Source organism: Actinoplanes sp. NPDC051494, assembly GCF_044454705.1.
GTDB lineage: Bacteria > Actinomycetota > Actinomycetes > Mycobacteriales > Micromonosporaceae > Actinoplanes.
Map to the genome: position 1 here is coordinate 134,659 of NZ_JBITDZ010000014.1, position 20,083 is coordinate 154,741.

16 protein-coding genes are annotated in these 20,083 nt (G+C 72.5%); 10 read left to right on the top strand and 6 right to left on the bottom strand.

The features are described from left to right. Positions 1–45: 45 nt before the first annotated feature. Together ACIA6A_RS36175 and ACIA6A_RS36180 are read right to left on the bottom strand one after the other, a co-directional pair. Entirely contained in the window at positions 46–2,166 is a 2,121-nt protein-coding gene (locus ACIA6A_RS36175; protein WP_396102543.1) for a hypothetical protein, read from the bottom strand. Beyond that, positions 2,163–3,473: a tetratricopeptide repeat protein gene (locus tag ACIA6A_RS36180; RefSeq protein WP_396102544.1), complete on the bottom strand. Its 1,311-nt coding sequence runs from the start codon at positions 3,471–3,473 to the stop codon at positions 2,163–2,165. The genes ACIA6A_RS36175 and ACIA6A_RS36180 overlap by 4 nt, the downstream gene beginning before the upstream one ends. A gap of 185 nt (positions 3,474–3,658) precedes the next feature. Between ACIA6A_RS36180 and ACIA6A_RS36185 the strand changes: the two genes are divergently transcribed. Both ACIA6A_RS36185 and ACIA6A_RS36190 read left to right on the top strand, forming a co-directional pair. Beyond that, a complete protein-coding gene (locus tag ACIA6A_RS36185) occupies positions 3,659–5,020 on the top strand; it encodes a DUF4331 domain-containing protein (protein WP_396102545.1) in 1,362 nt (453 codons plus the stop codon). Between the two features lie 111 nt (positions 5,021–5,131). Next, positions 5,132–6,004 carry a S41 family peptidase gene (locus ACIA6A_RS36190; RefSeq protein ID WP_396102546.1) on the top strand — a complete coding sequence of 291 codons (873 nt, stop codon included), beginning with the start codon at positions 5,132–5,134 and terminating at the stop codon, positions 6,002–6,004. On the opposite strand, the gene ACIA6A_RS36195 is transcribed toward ACIA6A_RS36190, so the two are convergent. After that, entirely contained in the window at positions 5,983–8,148 is a 2,166-nt protein-coding gene (locus ACIA6A_RS36195) for an alpha-galactosidase (protein ID WP_396102547.1), read from the bottom strand. The two genes, ACIA6A_RS36190 and ACIA6A_RS36195, sit on opposite strands and share 22 nt — an antisense overlap. A gap of 85 nt (positions 8,149–8,233) precedes the next feature. Between ACIA6A_RS36195 and ACIA6A_RS36200 the strand changes: the two genes are divergently transcribed. From ACIA6A_RS36200 to ACIA6A_RS36210, 3 genes are all read left to right on the top strand, one after another. Continuing rightward, entirely contained in the window at positions 8,234–9,631 is a 1,398-nt protein-coding gene (locus tag ACIA6A_RS36200) for an AMP-binding protein (protein ID WP_396102549.1), read from the top strand. After that, positions 9,628–10,581 carry a threonine/serine dehydratase gene (locus ACIA6A_RS36205; RefSeq protein ID WP_396102550.1) on the top strand — a complete coding sequence of 318 codons (954 nt, stop codon included), beginning with the start codon at positions 9,628–9,630 and terminating at the stop codon, positions 10,579–10,581. Before ACIA6A_RS36200 ends, ACIA6A_RS36205 begins: the two co-directional genes overlap by 4 nt. Before the next feature lie 87 nt (positions 10,582–10,668). Then, positions 10,669–11,610 carry a DUF5995 family protein gene (locus tag ACIA6A_RS36210; protein WP_396102551.1) on the top strand — a complete coding sequence of 314 codons (942 nt, stop codon included), beginning with the start codon at positions 10,669–10,671 and terminating at the stop codon, positions 11,608–11,610. 6 nt (positions 11,611–11,616) lie between these two features. Here the strand turns inward: ACIA6A_RS36210 and ACIA6A_RS36215 are convergent, their stop codons facing one another. Then, complete coding sequence (locus tag ACIA6A_RS36215) at positions 11,617–13,128, bottom strand: GGDEF domain-containing protein (protein WP_396102552.1); 1,512 nt, start codon at positions 13,126–13,128, stop codon at positions 11,617–11,619. Between the two features lie 86 nt (positions 13,129–13,214). On the opposite strand from ACIA6A_RS36215, the gene ACIA6A_RS36220 reads away from it, so the two are divergent. From ACIA6A_RS36220 to ACIA6A_RS36230, 3 genes are all read left to right on the top strand, one after another. Then, positions 13,215–14,336, top strand: coding sequence for a pyridoxal-phosphate dependent enzyme (locus tag ACIA6A_RS36220; protein ID WP_396102553.1), 1,122 nt, complete (start codon positions 13,215–13,217; stop codon positions 14,334–14,336). 9 nt (positions 14,337–14,345) lie between these two features. Beyond that, positions 14,346–15,104 (top strand): SDR family NAD(P)-dependent oxidoreductase, encoded by a 759-nt coding sequence (locus tag ACIA6A_RS36225; protein ID WP_396102554.1) that lies wholly within the window; start codon positions 14,346–14,348, stop codon positions 15,102–15,104. 202 nt (positions 15,105–15,306) lie between these two features. Then, the gene (locus ACIA6A_RS36230; protein WP_396102555.1) at positions 15,307–15,534 is read left to right on the top strand and encodes a hypothetical protein; all 228 of its coding nucleotides are present in this window, start codon (positions 15,307–15,309) and stop codon (positions 15,532–15,534) included. Here the strand turns inward: ACIA6A_RS36230 and ACIA6A_RS36235 are convergent. Next, positions 15,521–16,741 (bottom strand): AGE family epimerase/isomerase, encoded by a 1,221-nt coding sequence (locus ACIA6A_RS36235; protein ID WP_396102556.1) that lies wholly within the window; start codon positions 16,739–16,741, stop codon positions 15,521–15,523. The two genes, ACIA6A_RS36230 and ACIA6A_RS36235, sit on opposite strands and share 14 nt — an antisense overlap. A gap of 34 nt (positions 16,742–16,775) precedes the next feature. Continuing rightward, positions 16,776–18,203, bottom strand: a complete 1,428-nt coding sequence (locus ACIA6A_RS36240; RefSeq protein ID WP_396102557.1) for a flavin-containing monooxygenase — start codon at positions 18,201–18,203, stop codon at positions 16,776–16,778. A 56-nt stretch (positions 18,204–18,259) separates the two neighbouring features. On the opposite strand from ACIA6A_RS36240, the gene ACIA6A_RS36245 reads away from it, so the two are divergent. Further along, entirely contained in the window at positions 18,260–18,835 is a 576-nt protein-coding gene (locus ACIA6A_RS36245; protein ID WP_396102558.1) for a helix-turn-helix domain-containing protein, read from the top strand. Continuing rightward, positions 18,832–20,076 carry an MFS transporter gene (locus tag ACIA6A_RS36250; RefSeq protein WP_396102559.1) on the top strand — a complete coding sequence of 415 codons (1,245 nt, stop codon included), beginning with the start codon at positions 18,832–18,834 and terminating at the stop codon, positions 20,074–20,076. Before ACIA6A_RS36245 ends, ACIA6A_RS36250 begins: the two co-directional genes overlap by 4 nt. Positions 20,077–20,083 lie beyond the last annotated feature (7 nt).

The window sequence follows — 20,083 nt, forward strand, 5'->3', positions numbered from 1 at the left end:
TGGCGGCGAGCGGTGCGTGGCGGCGAGCGGTGCGTGGCGGTCGGTTCAGGCCAGCAGGCTCAGGGCGGCGGTGCAGGTGATGCCGAGACCGACCACCAGGATGACGGTCGCGGTGAGGGCCGGCAGGCGGTGCGTCGCCAGCCGGGCCCAGCGGCCGGACCCCGCGCGGCGCAGGCGGTCGCCCCAGCGTGCCAGCGCGAAGCCGATCCCGGTGAGGGTCGCGGCCAGACCGATCCCGTACGCGAGGACGAGCACCACCCCGTACCAGGCCCGGCCCAGCGCGGTGGCCCCGAGCAGCACGACCACGGCCGAGGGGCTCGGGGACAGGCCGCCGGCGAACCCCATGGCGAGCATCGTCCGTACCTTCAGCGGCTCATCCGGCGCGGGAACATAGTGCGTGTGCGAACGTCCGTCGCCGTGGTCGTGTGTGAGCACCCGCGCTCCACCATGGACGCCGTCCGCCTCGTGCACGGACGAAGCGACATGTTCAGGCGAGTGATGTCCGTGTCCGTGCACTTGCCCATGGTTGTGGTCAAGGTCGTGTGTTCCCGCGTGGTCGTCGTGCGCATGGTGGTGGTCATCGTCGTGCGGGTGGTGCTGGTCGTGCGCACGGTCGTGCACGCGCGGGTGGTCGTCGTGCGCATGACCGTGGTCAAGGTCGTGCGGGTGGTGCTGGTCGTGCGAGTGCGGGTGGTCGTGCGAGTGCGGGTGGTCGTGCGTGTGGTTTGTGGCGGACACCGATGTGGCGGAAAACGACATGGTCGGCAGGCCCGCGCCCACCGAGAGAGAGGAGGGCAGGGTGACAGAGACCGGGCTGCGATCGGCTGGGCCGGGTGAGGCCGCGTTGGGTGAGGCCGCGTTGGGTGAGGCCGCGTTGGGTGAGGCCGCGTTGGGTGAGGCCGCGTTGGGTGAGGCTGGGCTAAGGGACGCTGGGGGGAGAGGCGCTGGGGTGAGGGATGCTGGGGCGAGGGATGCGGGGGCGAGGGATGCGGAGAGGGGGATGGAGGTGGACAGGAGCAGGGTGTCGTCGTGGTGGTGGTCTCGGGTGATGGGGGGATGGGTACGGGTGAGGGCCACCCGGGTCCGGTGGTTGCGGATCGCCCGGGTGAGGAGTTGGGCTCCGACCAGGGCCACCAGCAGGCCGCTGGTGAGTTTCAGCCAGTTGTAGAGGGAGTCCGGCGCCAGCTGGACCGAGGTTGCCAGGATGGTGCCCAGGGTGAGGACGCCCAGGGTGTGGGTGACCGCCACCGAGCCGGCCACCGTGAGGGCCGGTCCGAGGCCGCTGGGGCGGGATCCGCCGGGGGTCGCGTCGCGGGCCCCGATCAGATAGGCGGCCATGATGGTCTTGCCGTGGCCGGGGGCCACCGCGTGGGCTCCACCGAGGACGATCGCGATCGCCACCGCGAGGATGCCGATGCCCAGTGTGAGATCAGGATGGCCGACCAGGTCGGTGAACCAGGCGGTGAGGCGGTCCACGTCGCGGGCCTGGGTGCCGGGGGTCACCGGGAACGGGGCCGGGGCGGCCGCCGGGCCGCCGGGGTGGACGGTGAGGGTCGCGGTGCGGGTGTTCGCGGCCGGGACGCCCGGGGGGTACGCGGTCAGCCGGGCGCTCGTGCTGCCCGACGGTACGTCCGACGTGGTGAGGGTGACGTGGTCGCCCACCGCGGTCACCTCCCGCCAGCCGATGCGGTCGGGGAACATGTCCTGGCGGTACGTGATCGTGGTGGTCGTGTCGATGTCGGTGGCGGCGTGCAGGACGCATTGCAGGCGCAGCGTGGTCAGGCCGCCCGAACCGGTGGGGAACGTCAGGCCGGCGGCGCGGGCGGACAGGGGCAGCTGTTCGCCGGCGACGGTCAGGGTGGCCGATTGTGCGGCTGCCGTGCACGTTTGCTGGGCGTAGGTGTCGTTCTCGGTGGTCGTGGTGGTGCCGTCGCGGTCGGTGTCGATCTCGTCGTGCTGGGCCTGGTAGGCGGGGAGTTCGGCCAGGTCCAGGAGGTAGTCGACGTCCACGCCGGCCGGTGACACGCGCAGACCGGCGTACTGGTTGGTGGTGAAGTTGCCGAGCGGGTGGGCCTGGGCCGGCGTCGGCAGCATGAGCGCGGTGCACAGTCCGATCATCGTCGCGGACAGTCCGAGCATCATCGCGGCTGTGCGTCTGGGGATCACCGGGCACCGTCCAGGCGGGCGAGTTCGGCGCGGGCGTGGGCTCCGTACCGAAGCGAGAAGTGGGGATTGATCGTCAGGGCCGTGGCCAGGTCGGTGCGGGCGCCGGCCCGGTCGCCGAGGGCGAGGCGGATCATGGCGCGCTGATAGTGGGCGCGGGCGTCGCGGGTGCCGAGGCGCAGACCCCGGTCGGCGTGGGTACGGGCCTCGCGGTCCCGGCCGGCCGCGTGCAGGGCCCAGGCGTACGCGGTCTCGACGGTCACGCTCGGGCGGGCCTTGACCAGGGCGCGTCCCTTCGCCACGGCCGCCGACGGGTCGTCGTGGTCGGCGTAGAACAGGACCAGGTCGATGTCCGTGGTGGCCGGGGTGGTGCCGGGCAGGTGGGCGCCGGCCCGGATCAGGTTGTCCACCGTGGTGGCCTCGGCGGTCCGCCCGGCGGCGGTGAGGGTGTCGGAGAGCGTCACCAGGTGGTCGACGGTCGGCAGGATGGCGGTCGCGGCCCGCAGGTCGGTGACGGCGGAGGCCAGGTCACCGCGGGCCGCGCTGATCTTCGCCCGGTCCGCGAGCAGGGCCGGCTGCCCGGCACCGGCCGCGGCGGTGAAGGCCTGGGTGAGGTGGGTGGTGGCGGTGTCGAGGTCGCCGGCGTTGAGGGCCAGTTCGCCGAGGTGGGTCAGGGCGAACACGGTGTCGCCGGGCCCGGCCGCCACGTCGAGGGCGCGGCGCATCAGGTCCGTCGCCCGGGCGGTGTCGCCGCGCAGTTCGAACAGGTACGACGCGCGGCCGAACGAGCCGGTGTCCGGGCGCAGGTCGAGCATGTGCTGGACCGCGGCCGTCGCCTCGGGATAACGGCCCAGTTCGACGTACGCGTCGGTGAGCACCCCGTACGCGTCGGCGGAGAAACTGTCGGCGGCGACCGCGCGGCGTGCGTACCCGAGGGCCCGGTGGAAATCGTGACGGGCCGCGGCGAGCGCGCCCAGTCCGGTGAGCGCGCCGGCGTTCTCCGCGGGCCCGGCGGCCAGGGAGCGCCGCAGGGCGGTCTCGGCGGCGGGGTAGTGGCCGGGGTCGGAGGTCAGGCGGGCGAGCTGGACCTGGGCCATACCGAGCTGCGCCCAGCTCTGCCAGTCGCCGGGGACCTGGGTCAGGTGGGTCTCGGTGCGCTGGACGTAACGTTCGAGGTCGGTGGTGGCGCCGGGGAGCGAAACCGCCCGCGTGGGGGCGTCGCGCAGCGGGCCGAGCAGGATCCCGGCGCCGGTGAGCAGCGCCACGGCGAGGGAAATGATCAGGACCGGCCGGAGCCATCGTCTTCGCACCGGCAAATAGTGCATGACGGACCTTAACTTTTGTTCCTGACACGAGTAAGAAAATGCCGATATCCCCCCAATCCATGGCAATAAGGGCTACGAAGTCAGATGGGGCGGTGGCACCGGAGCCATCCGTCCGTCAGATTCCGGGGGAAGTAATGAAATTTGCTGTATCCCGCCGACGCCGAGGCTTGATGGCCTTCGCGGCGATCGGTGCCTCGGCCGCGTGTGTGGCTTCGCTGGCACCTCTGCAGAGCCAGGCGTCCTCGCACCGCGAGGCACCGCTGATCTCGTCCACGCCCAGCCTGGACAACACCGACCTGTACGCGTTCGTCAGCCCTGACAACGCGGACACCGTGACGTTCGTGGCCAACTGGACGCCGTTCGAGGAGCCCAACGGCGGCCCGAACTTCTACCCGTTCGCGGAAGACACCGCGCACGAGATCAACATCGACAACGACGGTGACGCCCGGGCGGACATCATCTACCGGTGGACGTTCACCACGACGTACCAGAACGACGGTACGTTCCTGTACAACACGGGGCCGGTGACGTCGCTGACCGACAAGGACCTGAACGTCCGTCAGACGTACAAGCTGGAGCGGCTCTCCGGCGGCAAGACCAAGACGATCCTCAAGGCGGCGCGGGCGGCACCGTCGTTCACCGGCAAGGCGTCGATGCCGGACTACGCGGCGCTGTCCAACGCGGCCATCACCTCGGCCGGCGCGGGCTCGAAGTCATTCGCCGGCCAGGCCGACGACCCGTTCTTCGCCGACCTGCGCGTCTTCGACCTGCTCTACGGCGGCGACCTGTCCGAGGTCGGGCAGGACACGCTCAAGGGCTACAACGTCAACACGATCGCGCTGCGGGTGCCCAAGAAGGACCTGGCACTCAAGGGCGACGCGACGCGCAACCCGAACATCGGCGTGTGGTCGACCACGAGGCGGATCGGCGCCAGCATGGCCGGCAAGCCGGCCACCACGGTGCAGGTGTCGCGGCTCGGCATGCCGCTGGTCAACGAGGCGGTGCTGCCGTTGCGGGCGAAGAACGAGTTCAACGCCACCAAGCCGCAGGACGACATCAAGTTCCTCAAGTACGTGACCGACCCCGAGGTGCCGCGTCTCATGGAGGCGATCTACGACATCAAGGCGCCGGCCACCCCGCGTAACGACCTGGTCGAGGTGTTCCTCACCGGCCTCTGCAACGACTGCGGCCCGGTCAAGGCCGAGCTCAACTCGCAGAAGCTGAACAAGGACGTCGACGCCAAGAAGTTCGCGCCGAGCGAGCAGCTGCGGCTCAACATGTCGGTGGCCCCGGCCGCGACACCGAAGCGACTCGGTGTCCTCGACGGGGACCTCGCCGGCTTCCCGAACGGCCGTCGCCTCACCGACGACGTCATCGACGTGACGATCCAGGCCGCCGAGGGCGTCCTGCTGCCCGGCGCGCCGGCCGCGGTCGCCACGCTCAGCGACGGGGTCAACGCCAACGAGCACGACTTCCGTACGGTGTTCCCGTACGTGAGCCTGCCGAACGAAAAGGGCGTCAACCGCAACTGATCCACCGCTGTGACGAAGGAAGGCCGGGCCGCGAGGCCCGGCCTTCCGCCGTGTCGGGGTCCATGGTCTGCGGGGCAGCCGGAATCCACAGGGGAGGGTAAATTCGCCGTCATGTCCGCCGCGTTGATCGACGAAGCCCTCACCCTCATCCAGGACAGGTACATCTTCCCCGACAAGGCAGCCACGGCGGCCGGGCTGATCCGGGCCCGCCGGCTGGCGGGGGACTACGCCGGTCTCGACGAGGCCACGCTGGGCGAGCGGCTCACCGCGGTGCTCCTCGAGGTCACGAACGACAAGCACCTGCGGATCCGTACGCGGGATCCGGCGGTCCGGGAAGCGATGACCGAGGAACAGATGGTCGCGGCGTACCGGGAGCGCCTGGCCTCGGTCAACTACGGGATCGTGCGGGTGGAGCGGCTGGACGGCAACGTCGGGCTGCTGGAGATGAACGAGATCCCCGAGGCGGGCACGGGCGGGCACGCCGTCGCCGCCGCGATGGGGCTGCTGGCGCACACCACGGGGCTGATTCTCGACCTGCGGGGGTGCCGGGGCGGTACGCCCAACGGCGGGAACTTCCTGACCAGCTACTTCTTCGCGGACGACGAGACGCATCTGCTGGACATCTACGACGGGGCGAGCGGGAAGACGCGGCAGTACTGGAGCCTCGCGTATCTGCCCGGCCCGCGGTACACCGGCAAGCCCGTGTACGTGCTGACGAGCGGGAGCACGTTCTCCGGGGGCGAGGAGATCTGCTACGTCCTGCAGGCACACGGGCGCGCCACCGTGGTGGGGGAGACCACCCGCGGCGGTGCGCACCCGACGGCGTTCCTGCCGCTGTCGCCCACGATGGAGGTCACCGTGCCGGTCGCGCGGGCGATCAGTCCGGTCACCGGCACGAACTGGGAGGGCACCGGCGTCGTGCCGGACGTCGCGGTGCCCGCCGCGGATGCGCTGAGCTGGGCCTACACGGCGTCGGCGCGGTAGAGCACCACCTGGTCCGGGTGCACCCGGGGGCAGGCCACCCCGGCGCGTTCCAGCGCCGCCCCGGTGAGGACCTGGCCGGTCCGGTCGTCGCCCCACCAGGCCGGCGGGATCAGGCCGGAGGGCCTGCGGCCCACGATGACCGGCCGGACCCGGTAACGCCGGTCGGGGGTCAGGCCGCGCAGCCGTAGCCGGACGGCCGGGTTGGGCATCAGGCTGTCGGTCGCGACCATGGCGAACAGGGCGCGGTTACGGTCGGGGGCCAGCACGCCGTGCACGAGCAGCCGGTCGCCGTAGCCGTCCATGCGCACCACGTCACCGGCGAGCAGCAGGCCGCGCTGCTCGCGGTAGAAGGCGATCCACTCGCCGAGCTCGGTCAGCTCGTCCACGGTGGCCCCGGCCAGGTCCCACTCGACGCCGAGGTGGCCGAAGACCGCGGTGCCGGCCCGGTAGGACAGGTCGTGACGGCGGCCGGTGACGTGCGAGCGGCCCGACGCGATGTGCGATCCCATGAACTCCGGCGGGATCAGCTGGGTGGTCCAGCGCATCATCGCCTGCCGGTCGTGCGGGTCGATGTTGTCCGACACCCAGACCCGGTCGGTGCGTTCCAGCACCGCCAGGTCGACCCGGGCGCCACCGGACGAGCACGACTCGATCTCCAGGTCCGGGTACGCGCCGCGCAGCTCGTCGAGCAGCCGGTAGTAGGCGAGCGTCTGGGCGTGCACGGCGGGCCGGCCGCCGCGGGTCCGGTCACCGGCCTCGACGAGATCCCGGTTGTGGTCCCACTTGACGTAGCCGATCGGGTACTCCTCGAGGATCGCGAGCATCTGGCCCTTGATGTGCTCGTACGCCTCGGGGATCGCGAGGTTGAGGACCTGCTGCTGTCGCGACTCGACCGGCCGGTCGTCGCGGGCCGCCATGATCCAGTCGGGGTGGGCGCGGGCCAGGTCGGAGTCCGGGTTGACCATCTCCGGTTCGAACCAGAGACCGAACTGCATGCCGAGCGCGCGGACCCGGTCCACGAGCGGGTGCAGCCCGCGCGGCCAGACATCGGCGGAGACCACCCAGTCGCCGAGGCCCGAGGTGTCGTCGCGGCGGGACCCGAACCATCCGTCGTCCAGCACGTAGCGTTCGACCCCGGCGGCCGCCGCGCGCTCGGCCAGGTCGAGCAGCCGGTCCAGGTCGTGGTCGAAGTAGACCGCCTCCCAGACGTTCAGCGTCACCGGGCGGTCCGCACCGACCGGGCGCTCGCGGGCGCGCAGGTGCCGGTGGAAACGCCGGGCCACCTCGTCCAGGCCGTGACCGTACGCGGCGTACACCCACGGGCTCTCGTACGCCTCACCGGTGCCGAGCCGGATCTCCCCGGGCAGCAGCAGCTCACCGCCGCCCAGGAGCTGCTCACCGGTGTGGACCTGCTCGGCGTAGTGCAGGTGGTTGCCGCTCCACGCGGTGTGCACGGCCCAGATGTCACCGGCCGCGAACCCGAACCCGGCCGTGCCGGCGTGCAGCAGGTACGCACTGTCCGCGCCGGTGCGTCCCTTGCGGTTCTCCCGCACGTGCGCGCCGGACCCGAACGGCCGGCGCTGCGGCACCCGCTCCAGGTTGTGCCGGCCGGTGAAGTCCAGCAGCTCCACCGCGTCCGGGGGGACCGGCAGGGCGAGGGCGAGGGCATCGACCGTGTACGTCCCCGGGTCCTGGTTGCGCACGGTCGCGCGTACCCGAAGCAGGCCGCAGTCGCGCAGTTCCAGGACCACCGTCAGGTCCAGACGGCCGTCGGACGCCCGGGCCGTCAGCGTCGCGGCCCCCGCGGCGGTGAAACCCCGCACCGGCGCACCGTCGACGGTGACCTCGGTGACCGTCCACGCCGGCGACCAGCCGGCACCGTCGAACGAGCCGCTCAGACCGGGGCGGCCGGCCCAGCCGGTGCGCTGCTCGGGCAGCACCGACAGGCGCGGCCGGGGCTGGATGTCGTTGGACCCGGCGACCGGCTCCGCGGTGGTGATCAGGGCGGCGGCGAGATCGGCGTCGAGGCCGGGCAGCTCGCGACCCCAGTACCGGACGGCGGGAAGCTGATCGCCGGCCGTGTCGACGAGAACGGTGACGCCCCCGGCGGTGAGAACGACGGTGGTGCCGACGTCGGACAACATCCGGTGAACCCCCAGGTGTGTTTGTTACAACGGTGTGTCAAGGTGCCGTGTCAGGGTGCGTGGTGACTCTGCGATCATCAAGCTCATGCGGTTGCTGACAGCGTTGCACGCGGACCAGGACGCCGAGCGCAGTGTCACCGTCGACGGCGTGCCGGTGTCGCGGCACGAGTTGCTCGGCCGGGCCGCCGCGCTCGCGGAGGAGCTGGACGGCGTAACCGTGGCCGCGGTGCACGCCGTGGCCGGCCTGCCCACCGTCGTCGCGATCGTCGCCGGGCTGCTCGCCGGGGTGCCGGTGGTGCCCGTACCGCCCGACGCGGGCGAGCTGGAACGCCTGCACGTGCTGCGCGACTGCGGCGCGACCGTGATGCTCTCCGACGACCCCGCCGCGGCCGGCACCAGCGGCCTGCCGGTCGTGCCGGTCAGCGGCCCGTCCCGGTCCGGGAGCGTCCCGCCCGATCCCGCCCCGGAGAAGACCGCGCTGATCCTGTACACCAGCGGGACGACCGGGCCGCCCAAGGGCGTGGTGCTGTCCCGGGCGGCGCTCGCCGCCGACCTCGACGCGCTGGCCGAGGCATGGGACTGGACCGCGGACGACACCCTCGTGCACGGGCTGCCGCTCTATCACGTGCACGGCCTCGTGCTGGGACTGCTGGGCGCGCTGCGGACCGGCTCACCCCTGGTGCACACCGGACGACCCACCCCTTCCGCGTACGCGGCCGCGGGCGGCAGCCTCTACTTCGGTGTCCCGACCGTGTGGTCGCGGGTGTGCGCCGACCCGGCCAGTGCCCGGGCCCTGCGGGGTGCGCGGCTGCTCGTGTCCGGGAGCGCGCCGCTGCCCGTACCCGTCTTCGATGATCTGGTGTCACTGACCGGCCAGGCCCCGGTCGAGCGGTACGGCATGACCGAGACCCTGATCACCGTGAGTGCCCGCGCCGACGGCGACCGTCGCGCCGGGCACGTCGGCCTGCCCCTGGCCGGCGTCGCCACCCGGCTGGTCGCGGCCGATGGCCCGGTCCCGCACGACGGCGAGACGATCGGGGCGCTGGAGGTGCGCGGCGCCACCCTGTTCGACGGCTACCTCGGGCAACCCGCCGCGCTGACCGACGGCTGGTTCGCGACCGGTGACGTCGCCACGATCGGGCCGGACGGCTGGCACCGCATCGTCGGGCGGGCGTCCACCGACCTGATCAAGACCGGTGGCTACCGGGTCGGCGCCGGCGAGGTCGAGGACGCGCTGCTGCTGCACCCGGCCGTGGTCGAGGCCGCCGTCATCGGGACACCCCACGACGACCTGGGCGAGCAGATCACCGCGTTCGTCGTCACCGGCGGGCCCGCCGGCCCGGACGAGCTGATCGGTTTCGTCGCCGCCCGGCTCGCCGCCCACAAACGCCCCCGGGTGGTGCACCTCGTGGCGGAGCTGCCACGTAACGCCATGGGGAAAGTTCAGAAAAGCCGTTTACCCCGGGGAGAGAAGTTCAGTTGAGTATCACCCTTGCCGACGTTCGCGACGCTGCCGACAGCCTGAAGGGGGCGGCCCACCGCACCCCCGTGCTCCGGTCGCGGACCCTCGACGCGTTCGTCGGCGCCGAGGTCCACGTCAAGGCCGAGAACTTCCAGCGGATGGGCGCCTTCAAGTTCCGGGGCGCGTACTACGCCTGTTCGCGACTCACCCCCGAGCAACTGGCGAGCGGCATCGCGGCCTACTCGTCGGGCAACCACGCCCAGGCCGTCGCGCTGGCCGCGCAGGAACTGGGCAGCCACGCGGTGATCCTCATGCCCGAGGACTCACCCGCGTCGAAACGCGCGGCCGCCGAGGGTTACGGGGCCGAGGTCATCACGTACGACCGCTACCGTGAGGACCGGGTCGCGCTGGCTGCCGCGCTGTGCGCCGAGCGGGGGCTCACGCTGATCCCGCCGTACGAGCACCCGGACGTGATGGCCGGGCAGGGCACCGCCGCGCTCGAGCTGATCGAGCAGGCCGGTGACCTCGACGCGCTCGTGGTGCCGGTGGGCGGTGGCGGGCTGATGGCCGGCAGCGCCACCGTGGCGAAGTCGCTGCTGCCGGGGATCCGGATGATCGGCGTCGAGCCCCGCGACGGCGACGACACGAAGCGTTCCCTCGAGGCCGGCGAGGTGGTGAGCGTGCCGGTGGCCCGGACCATCGCGGACGGCCTGGCCGCGCCCGCCCCCGGTGACCTGACGTTCGCGGTGAACCGGCGGCTCGTCGACGAGATCTTCCTGGTCGGCGACGACGAGATCTGCGACGCCATGCGCTTCGCGTTCGAGCGGATGCGGGTGGTCATCGAACCCAGTGGCGCCACCGGGCTGGCCGCGCTGCTGTCCGGCCGGCTCAAGGTCAGCGGCCGGGTGGGCGTGGTCATCTCCGGCGGAAACATCGACGTGTCCCGATTTGTGAGCCTGCTCTCCCGATAGGAACCGGCAAGTACCTGACCGGACGATGGCTTTCCGGTCCGGGGGTGTACACAGTGGCCTCTCCGGGGAATTGGCTGGGGGGCCGTGATGACCGCGACAACCGGTTTCGACCGTGGTGAGGTGCAGGACAGCGCCGACCGTCTGCACGCCGAACGCCTGCGGATGGCGCCGGACGAACCCGGCCTCGTGCCCACCGGCCGGGGCTGGGAGCCGGCGCAGCGGGAGATGGCCGAACTCTGGGCGGACGGCCCACCGGCCACCATCGCCGACGTCCTGGACATGCTCACCCGGACCCAGGCGATCATGGACCTGCTCCCGCCGCCGGCGTCCAACCGGGTCGCGGCGTTCAACTCGCTGTACTTCACCATCACCGCCCGGGTGGGTGCGGCGCTGACCGGCCCCGAGGTACGCGACCCGGTGTTCCTCGAGATGCTCGACGTCGAGTTCGCCAAGCGCTACTTCATCGCGCTGCGGATGTGGGGCGAGGAGGACCACGGCACCCCGGACGCCTGGGAGGTCCTGTTCCGCCGCGCCCAGGACGAGAGGGTGAGCCGGCTCGCGGCGGCGGTCCTCGGCGTCAACGCGCACATCAACCACGACCTGGCGCTCGCGCTGGTCGCCACGTGGGAACGGCTGGGCACCCCGCCGGGCGCCGAGGCGCACCCGGACTACCTGCTCATCAACAAGATCTTCTACCGGGAGATCCCGCACCTGCGCCGCCGCTACGCCAGCCGCTGGCAGCTGCGCCTCGACGACCTCGCCGGTGAACTGGACGACTGGAGCCAGCGGGTGCTGGTCGCGGCGACCCGCGCGCACGCCTGGGACCAGGGGCGGCGACTGTGGGAGCTGCGCCACGAGGACAAAGATCTCGAGAAGGCCCGGCTGCTGATGGATCGCGCGTCGGCGTACGTGGGCGAAATGCTGATCACCGGCGACGGCATGGTCAACCGGACCGGCTCGGTGCTGCGGGTCTGCCGTAACGCGGTGCGAGGGTCGTATCGCCGGGTGATCGGGCGCACCGGGCGCTGAGCGGCCTCAGCCGATGGCGAGGCGGTTGCGGCCGTCCCGCTTGGCCGCGTACAGCAGTTCGTCGGCCCGGTTGACCAGCGAGTGCGCGTTGTCGTCGGGGCGCATGGCGGTGAGGCCGATGCTGGCCGTGACGCTCAGCCCGGGGGCGACCGACGTCCAGTCGTACCCCTGGATGGCCGCCCTGAGCTGGTCGCAGCGCCGGGCCGCGACCGCCGGGTCGGCGTCCAGGACGAGGATGAACTCCTCGCCGCCGTGCCGTCCGGCGTGACCGCCGACCGTGCGCATCAGGTCCGCGACCCGGCACAGGACCATGTCGCCGATCGCGTGGGTGTAGGTGTCGTTGACCGCCTTGAAGTGGTCGAGGTCGAGCAGGGCCACACAGACCGGGCCACGGCGGGTCGCCGGGGTACGGGTCAGCGTCGCGAGCCGGTCGTCGGAGCGCCGGCGGTTCCACAGGCCGGTCAGCGCGTCGCGTTCGGCCATCTCGCGGAAGCGTTCGGTGGTGCGGCGGGCCTCGTCGACCGCGAACTGGGCGTGCGCGACCCGGGCCATGACCTCGCTGCGTTCCGAGCGGCGCACCGTCCAGGCGTTGTGGAACTCGACCATCTCCCGGTACGCGGCCGCGAAGTCGCCGAGCTCCGCGTAGCAGGCCGAGATCATCTTGCGGGCCGTCGCGTCGACGTCGGCGAGCTGGTCCCGGGCCGCCATCTCCCGGCAGGCCCGCAGCGTGTTCAGGGCCGCCCCGGCGTTGCCGTCGCGGCGCTGGATGTCGGCCAGCGTCATCAGCGCGTTCGGGATCGCGTCCGAGTCGGTCGCCTCGGCGGTGGCGATGGCGTGCTCGATCACCGTGGTCGCGTTCACCTGGTCACCGGTCTCCAGCATGATCCGGGCCACCGTGTCGGCGCAGGACGCGTTCAGCGGGGCACCGGTGCGCTCGCTGCACATCCGCATCCGCTCGGCCAGGTCGACCGCGGTGCGCATGTCACCGTGCGTGTACGCGCACCAGGCCCAGTTGTTCAGGTTGGCCAGGATGAGCGCGGGGATCCGGGTGGCGTCGGCCAGCTCCTGCGCGACCCGGAACTCCCGGTGCGAGATGCCGCCGATGCGCCGGTCGTTGACCTGCAGCGCCAGCACGATCGCGTGGTCGGCGCGCAGCACCGCGGGATCCCCGGGCTGCAGCATCCGGCTGGCCGGGTACGCGTTGCGCACGGCCTGCGCGCTGTCCCCGATGCGCCACAGCCCGCCGGCCACGACCGCGTGGGCGTGCGCCACCACGATCCGGTCACCGGTGCTGGACAGCACGGCCCGGGCCTGCGCGATGCCCTCGGGGGCCCGGCCGCCCCGGTTGTACAGCTCGGCGACGACGAGCCGGCCCAGGTCGGCGGTCTGCCGGTCGCCGGTGCGCTCGGCCGACCGGACGAGCACGTCGGCCCGCTCGGCGAGCCCCTTGTGGCTGACGTAGATGTCGGCGACGAGGCTGTCGAGGGAACCCACTACGATCCCGGGGGCGGTGTTCATGGTCGTGGCATCGGCACCCGAAAAGCAACCTTGAGCGGTCGGGGGCCGACTTGAGCAGGGCCTGAGCGAACCCCTAGGTTCCTCATATGGTTTCCCTCGCCGACCGTGCCGGCCGCCACTACCCGCTGGACGAGCCCCGCTGGCGCGGCGAGGACGGGTCCCCGTTGCTGGTCACCCCGCTGCCCGGGATCACGCGGGACGACATCGATTCCTCCGTACGCTCGCAGTGGCGCTATGCGGCCGCCCTGCCCCGCCCGGTCGACCATCCGGTGTCGCTGGGGGAGGGCTGCACCCCGTTGCTGCCGTTCGAGGTCGACGGCCTGTCACTGAGCGTCAAACCGGAATGGTTCAACCCGACCGCCAGCTTCAAGGACCGCGGCACCACGGTCATGGTGTCGACGTTGAGGCAGCAGGGCGTGCCCGCGATGCTCGAGGACAGCAGCGGCAACGGGGGATCCTCGGTGGCGGCCTACGCGGCGGCGGCCGGGATCACGGCGACGATCCTCGCGCCGTCGTCGACCTCGGCGGCCAAGATCCAGCAGAGCCGGGTGCACGGTGCCGCGGTCGAGCTGGTCCCCGGCACCCGCCAGGCCACCGCCGACGAGGCCGTGCGCCGCTCGGCCACCACGTTCTACGCCAGCCACAACTGGCACCCCTTCTTCCTGCAGGGCACGAAGCTGCTGGCGTACGAGATCTGGGAGGACCTGGATCTCACCGCACCGGAGGCGGTGGTCCTGCCGTGCGGCGCCGGCAGCCTGGTCCTGGGCCTGCACCTCGGCTTCGGTGAGCTGCTCGCGTCGGGCGCGATCAAGCGCCGTCCCCGGCTGCTGGTCGCCCAGCCGGCCAACTGCGCCCCGCTGGTGGCCGCGTTCGAGGCGGGCGCGACCGCGGTGACGCCCGCTGGCTGGACGCCGACGCTGGCCGAGGGCACCTCGATCGCCCAGCCGGTCCGCGACCGCGAGGTCCTGGCGGCGATCCGCGCGTCGCAGGGCGCCATGGTGGCGGTCGCGGAACAGGACATCGCACCGGCGATGTTCGAGCTGGCGGGCCGCGGTCTGTACGCGGAGCCGACCAGCTCGATCGTGCTCCCCGCGATCCGCACGTTCGCCCGCCGCGGCCTGCTGTCCGGCACCGGCCCGGTCGTGGTCGTGCTCACCGGCACCGCCCTGAAGGCCGCCGACACGGTCGGCGGGCTCCTCACCCCCTGAAGGGACACCATGGCCCGCGTTCTCGTCACCGGCTCCACCGACGGCCTCGGCCTCGCCAACGCCCGCACCCTCGCCGGGCAGGGCCACGACGTCGTCCTGCACGCCCGCACCCGGCAACGCGCGGCCACCGTCGCCGGCCTCGGCGCGGCGGTCGTGATCGGCGACCTCAGCGGCGACGCGCAGACCCGCGACGTCGCCGAGCAGGTCAACGCGCTCGGGCCGGTGGACGCCGTGATCCACAACGCCGGGGTCTACCTGTCGAGCGAGCGCATCGCCACCACCGACGGGCACTCCCGCACGCTGGCGGTCAACGTGCTCGCCCCGTACCTGCTCACCGCGCTGATCGACCGGCCCGGCCGGCTCGTGTACGTGACCAGCGGCATGCACCTCGGCGCCGGCGCGGACCTCGGCGACCTGGACTGGACCGCCCGCCGGTGGCACGCCGCCCAGGCTTACGCGGAGAGCAAACTGCACGTCACGGCGCTGGCCGCGGCCGTCGCGCGGCGGTGGCCGGCGGTGCTGAGCAACGCCGTCGACCCCGGCTGGGTGCCCACCCGGATGGGCGGCCCGTCCGCCCCCGACGACCTCGCGCTCGGCCACGACACCCAGAGCTGGCTGGCCGTCAGCACCGACCCCGAGGCCCAGGTCACCGGCCACTACTGGCACCACCGCCGCCACCGGACGCCCGCCCCGGCCGCCGCCGACCCCGCCTTCCAGGACCGGCTGTGCGCCGCGCTCGCCACCATCACCGGCACCGCGTTGTTCTGAGCGGGGATCTCACCGGCGGTCCCCGGCCGTTGTGAGTCGGCGTTGCGAAATAGGCGATGGTCAGCAGCTGTCGCGTGACCCCGGAACAGGACGCCGCAGCTGCCGGCCCGCTCACCGGGTTCTACCCGGACCGGTTCGGGGGCACCGCGCCCCCGCAGGAAGCCGCTCGGGCCGATGTAGCTGTTGCCGGGGGATGTGGTGGGTGGAGGCGTACCGGGTGGGCCGGGCGCCGTCGTCGTCGCTCTGGGCGAGCAGGCCGCCGATGGCGTGCGTGACGCGGCTGGTGAGCGTGCTGTTCGCCACCACGCAGGGCATCGCGACGGTCATGGACGGCGCGATGGTCCCGCCGGACCTGCTCGACGGTCTGGTGGAGACGGCCGTCGACCAGTTCGTCCGGGGATCCCGCGCCGGGTGGCTCAGGTCAGCATGAAGTGCACCGCGGTGGCGAGCATCGGCCACAGCGGGACCCGGGGGCCCAGCGTCGCCTGGAACGCGTGGTACAGGTCCGCCTTGCCCGGCCAGACCGTGTCCGTGGGGACGTTGGCGTCGTCCAGCTGGTGGAACCAGGAGCCACGCTCGTGGTCGATCAGGAACTCGGCGGTGTAGTCCCACCACTCGCGGTAGCGGTCGGCGTAGACCTGTTCACCGGTGAGCGCGTACAGGGCCGCCGCGGCGTTGATGCCCTCCGCCGCGACCCAGTGCATGCGGTCGCGGACCACCGGGCGCCCGGACCAGTCCGTCGTGTAGACGAAGCCCGGGGCGCCGTCGACCGCCCAGCCGTCGGCCACCGCCCGGTCGAACAGCTCCCGGGCCGCCGTCGTCAGCCATTCCGCGTTGCCGCCGACCGGGGAGGCCGCGGCGTGCAGCAGCAGCCGGGACCATTCGAGACCGTGGCCGATCGTGGCACCGTACGGCTTGAACGGGTGGTCCGGCTTGTCGGCGTTGAACTCGGGCAGCGGTGCCCAGTCGCGGTCGTAGTGCTCCGGGATGCGCCAGTGGTGGGCCTCCGCGGTGGTCACCACGAAGCGGCAGATCCGTAGCGCGCGCTCGGTCCACGCCTGGTCGCCGGTGACGCTCGCGACCGAGAGCATCGCCTCGACGGTGTGCATGTTGGCGTTGATGCCCCGGTAGTCGTCGAGCGTGGTGAACGCCGTGTCCCAGGTGTCCGCGCACATGCCGGCGCGCTCGTCCCAGAACCGTCGCAGGAACACCGCGCACGCGTCGTCCAGCAACCCGGCCGCGCCGGGCAGTCCGGCCTGGGCCGCGCTCGACGCCGCCAGCATCACGAAAGCATGGTCATAACAGGACTTGCCGGGTTCGGGCGTGCCGTCGTCGGCCACCGACGAGAACCATCCGCCGTGGGTGGTGTCGCGCAGCCGGCCGGTCAGCCCGGCCATCGCCTGCCGGGCGACCGGGCCGGCGCCGGGCACGCCCAGCAGCGCCCCGATGGCGTACACATGGGTCATCCTGGAGCTGATCAGCAGCGATGCCGGGCGTCCCGGCACCGGGACGCCGGCCCCGTCGAGCCAGCGCGCGCCGCCCCCGGGGTCGGCGGTGCGGCGGCCGAAGGCCAGCAGATCGCGGCTGTGCTGGTCGAGCCAGCGGTGATGGGCTTGACTCGTCGGCCACACGGACATGTCGATCACTTTAGGTCAGCCAGTTACCCGGCGGTCACCTCGGGGAGCGGGTGAACGTCATGTCCCGGCGGATGTCGGCGCGCGGGCTGGTCACGGCGTCGATCAGGTAGTTCTGCCGGACGGTCCACGGGTCATGGTCACCCTGCGCGGGGAACAGGTGCCGGGAACGCTGTACGTACCCGGAGGTCAGGTCCAGCAGCGGGCGGCGCGGGCCGGGGCGCTCGCGCGGTGTCGCCGAGGCGTAGCCGTGCCGGGCCATGTGGGCCAGCAGCCGGCAGACGTAGCGGTGCGACAGATCGGCGCGCAGCGTCCAGGACGCGTTCGTGTAGCCGATGCAGAACGCGAAATTCGGCACCCCGCCGAGCATCACGCCCCGGTAGGCCACCGTCGACCCGGGATCGACCGGCGTGCCGCCGACGCTCAGGTCGATGCCGCCGAGCGGCTGCAGCACCAGGCCGGTCGCGCTCACCACGAGGTCCGCGCCGAGCAGCCGGCCGTCGGTGAGCCGGACGCCGCCGGCCTCGAAACGCTCGATACCGGCGGTGACGACCTCGGCGGCACCCGAGCGGATCGCGTCGAACAGGTCACCGCCGGGCACGACGCAGAGCCGCTGGTCCCAGGGCTCGTACGCGGGGGTGAAGTGCTCGTCGAGATAGGCGGGATCGTCCAGATGCCCCAGCGCCATCCGCCGCAGCAGGGCTCTGACCCGGGCCGGGCGGCGCCGGGCCAGCTGATAGAAGGCCTGCGACACCAGGACGTTCTTGGCCCGCACGACCCGGTGCGCCACCCCGGCCGGCAACCGGTTGCGCAGCACGCCGGCGAGCGGGTCCCGCTCCGGGAGCACCGCCATGTACGTGGGGGAGCGCTGCAGCATCGTCACATGTGCCGCGGTCGCGGCCAGGGCGGGCACGAGCGTCACCGCGGTGGCGCCACTGCCGATGACGACGATCCGGGCGCCGGTGTGATCGAGATCCGGTGGCCAGAACTGCGGGTGGACCAGGCGGCCCCGGTAGTCCGCCAGCCCGGGGAAATCCGGTTGATGGCCGCTGTCGTAGTCGTAATAGCCCGTGCACGCGTACAGGAAATCGCAGGTGAACGTGCCTTTGCCGGTGGTGACCGTCCAGCGCCCGCCGTCCCGGGCGGCGGACCGGACCCGGGTGCCGAACCTGATGTGCGGCAGGATGCCGCCGTCGCGCGCGGTGTCGCGCAGATAGCGCAGGATCGACGCGCCGGACGCCATCGACCGGTCGCCGTGCCACGGCCGGAACGGGTAGCTCAGCGTGAACATGTCCGAGTCGGAGCGCACTCCGGGATAGCGGAACAGGTCCCAGGTGCCGCCGAGATCGTCGCGGGCCTCGAGGATCGCGTACGTGGTGCCGGGGCGGAGCCGCCCCAGCCGCCAGGCCGCACCGATCCCGGACAGCCCCGCACCGATGATGAGCACGTCGTAGTGATCCGGCATACGAACAGTATCCACCCCCTATTGCAGAGATCCTCTGCGATAAATATCCTGCCCCGATGGAATCGCACCTGTCCCGGGCGGAGACGCTGCGCGCCATGGCACACCCCCTGCGGATCCAGATCATCGGATCGCTGCGGGTCGACGGGCCGGCCACCGCGGCGCTGCTGGCCCGCCGGCTCGGCACCGACTCCGGCCAGACCAGTCACCACCTGCGCCACCTTCATCGGTACGGGTTCGTGCTCGACGCGCCCGAGCTGGGCAAGGGGCCCCGGGGGCGGGAGCGGTGGTGGAAGGCCGCCACGGAGACGACGACCTGGAGCACCGATCCGGCGCAGCTCGGCCCCGGCGGCGCCGAGGCGGCCCGGGCGATGACCGGTGCGGCCCAGCAGGTCTGGGACGACCTGCTGGAACGCTACCGGGCCGAGGCGGCCCGGCTCGAGTGGAGCGCGGCCTGGCGCGGTGCCGCCGAATCCGGCGACTTCGTGCTGCGGACCACCCCGGCGGGCCTGCGTGCACTCTGGACCGATGTCGGCGCGGCGGTACGCGACCACGACCGGGGGCCGGACGGCGGCGACGACGCCGAACAGGTCGTGGTGATCGTGCACGCGTTCCCCCGGCGGGCCGGCCGATGAGCGGGCCGGTGAACGCGGCCGCCGGGCTCTGGCGCAACCGGGACTTCAATCTGCTGTGGACCAGCCAGTCGCTGTCCGACCTCGGCACCGCCGTCGCCGGCATCGCCATCCCGCTGACCGTCCTCGTGCTGACCGGGTCGGCCGTGCAGGCGGGCCTGGTGGGCACCGCGGCCGCGGTGGTCCGGCTGGCGTGCCGGCTGCCCGCGGGCGTCATGGCGGACCGCCTCGATCGGCGCCGGATCATGCTGACCTGCGACGCGGTGCGGACGCTGGCGTTCCTGGCGCTCGGGCTCGCGGCTCTCGGCGGGCACGCCGGGCTCGCCCTGCTCGCCGTCGTCGCGGTGCTCGACGCCGGATGCGGTGCCGTCTTCGCGACCGCCGAACACGCGGCGCTGCGCAACCTCGTCCCCGCCGGGCAGCTCACGGACGCGTTCGCCCGCAACGAGGCCCGCTCGTACGGCACCTCGCTCGCCGGACCGCCGCTGGGCGGATTGCTGTTCGGGGTGGCACGCAGTGTGCCGTTCTTCGCCAACGCCGCCACGTACCTGGCGTCGATGGTGGGAGTCGCGCTGATCCGTACGCCGATGCAGGAGAAGCGCACGGAGCCGCCGGCGAAGCACGGTGCCGCGATGGCGGAAGGGCTGCGGTTCGTGTTCGGCAACGCGTTCCTGCGCGCGCTGCTGGCCGTCGCCGCCCCGCTCAACCTCGCCGTCACCGGGATCCTGTTCACCATCATCATCAGCCTCCAGCAGCGCGGCACCCCGCCCGCGCTGATCGGCACCGCCGAGACGATGCTCGGGGCCGGTGGCCTGCTCGGGGCGCTGGCGGCACCGGCTCTGCAGCGCCGGATGAGCCTGCCCACGCTGGTGCGCGCCATCTGCTGGGCCGCGGCCGGGCTCATGGTGCTCAGCGCGCCGCTGAGCCACACGGTCCTGGCCGCGGTGCCGATCGGGGTGGCCGTGTTCCTCGGCCCGGCCGCGAACGCCGCGCTGTTCGGATACCAGGCGTCGGTGACCCCGGACCGCCTGCAGGGCCGGGTGGTCAGCGTGATCCTGCTCATCGCGATGTCCGCGGCCGCGGCGGCCCCGATCCTGGCCGGTGTGCTGGTGGACGCCGCCGGCCCGGTGCCGGCGATCCTGCTGTTCGCGGCCACGGTGCTGGGATCCGCCGTCGCGGCCACGTTCGGCCGGGGGCTGCGCGGGATCCCGGCACCGCCGTCGCGGGTCAGCTCACCGCGATAGTCAGCAC

Coding starts and splice junctions, on each gene's coding strand:
- ACIA6A_RS36185 (WP_396102545.1), top strand. CDS start 3,659: ATGGCCTTCGCGGCGATCGGTGCCTCGGCCGCGTGTGTGGCTTCGCTG.
- ACIA6A_RS36240 (WP_396102557.1), bottom strand. CDS start 18,203: ATGCCGGATCACTACGACGTGCTCATCATCGGTGCGGGGCTGTCCGGG.
- ACIA6A_RS36245 (WP_396102558.1), top strand. CDS start 18,260: ATGGAATCGCACCTGTCCCGGGCGGAGACGCTGCGCGCCATGGCACAC.
- ACIA6A_RS36225 (WP_396102554.1), top strand. CDS start 14,346: ATGGCCCGCGTTCTCGTCACCGGCTCCACCGACGGCCTCGGCCTCGCC.
- ACIA6A_RS36235 (WP_396102556.1), bottom strand. CDS start 16,741: ATGTCCGTGTGGCCGACGAGTCAAGCCCATCACCGCTGGCTCGACCAG.
- ACIA6A_RS36195 (WP_396102547.1), bottom strand. CDS start 8,148: ATGTTGTCCGACGTCGGCACCACCGTCGTTCTCACCGCCGGGGGCGTC.
- ACIA6A_RS36220 (WP_396102553.1), top strand. CDS start 13,215: ATGGTTTCCCTCGCCGACCGTGCCGGCCGCCACTACCCGCTGGACGAG.
- ACIA6A_RS36250 (WP_396102559.1), top strand. CDS start 18,832: ATGAGCGGGCCGGTGAACGCGGCCGCCGGGCTCTGGCGCAACCGGGAC.
- ACIA6A_RS36200 (WP_396102549.1), top strand. CDS start 8,234: ATGCGGTTGCTGACAGCGTTGCACGCGGACCAGGACGCCGAGCGCAGT.
- ACIA6A_RS36190 (WP_396102546.1), top strand. CDS start 5,132: ATGTCCGCCGCGTTGATCGACGAAGCCCTCACCCTCATCCAGGACAGG.
- ACIA6A_RS36210 (WP_396102551.1), top strand. CDS start 10,669: ATGACCGCGACAACCGGTTTCGACCGTGGTGAGGTGCAGGACAGCGCC.
- ACIA6A_RS36215 (WP_396102552.1), bottom strand. CDS start 13,128: ATGAACACCGCCCCCGGGATCGTAGTGGGTTCCCTCGACAGCCTCGTC.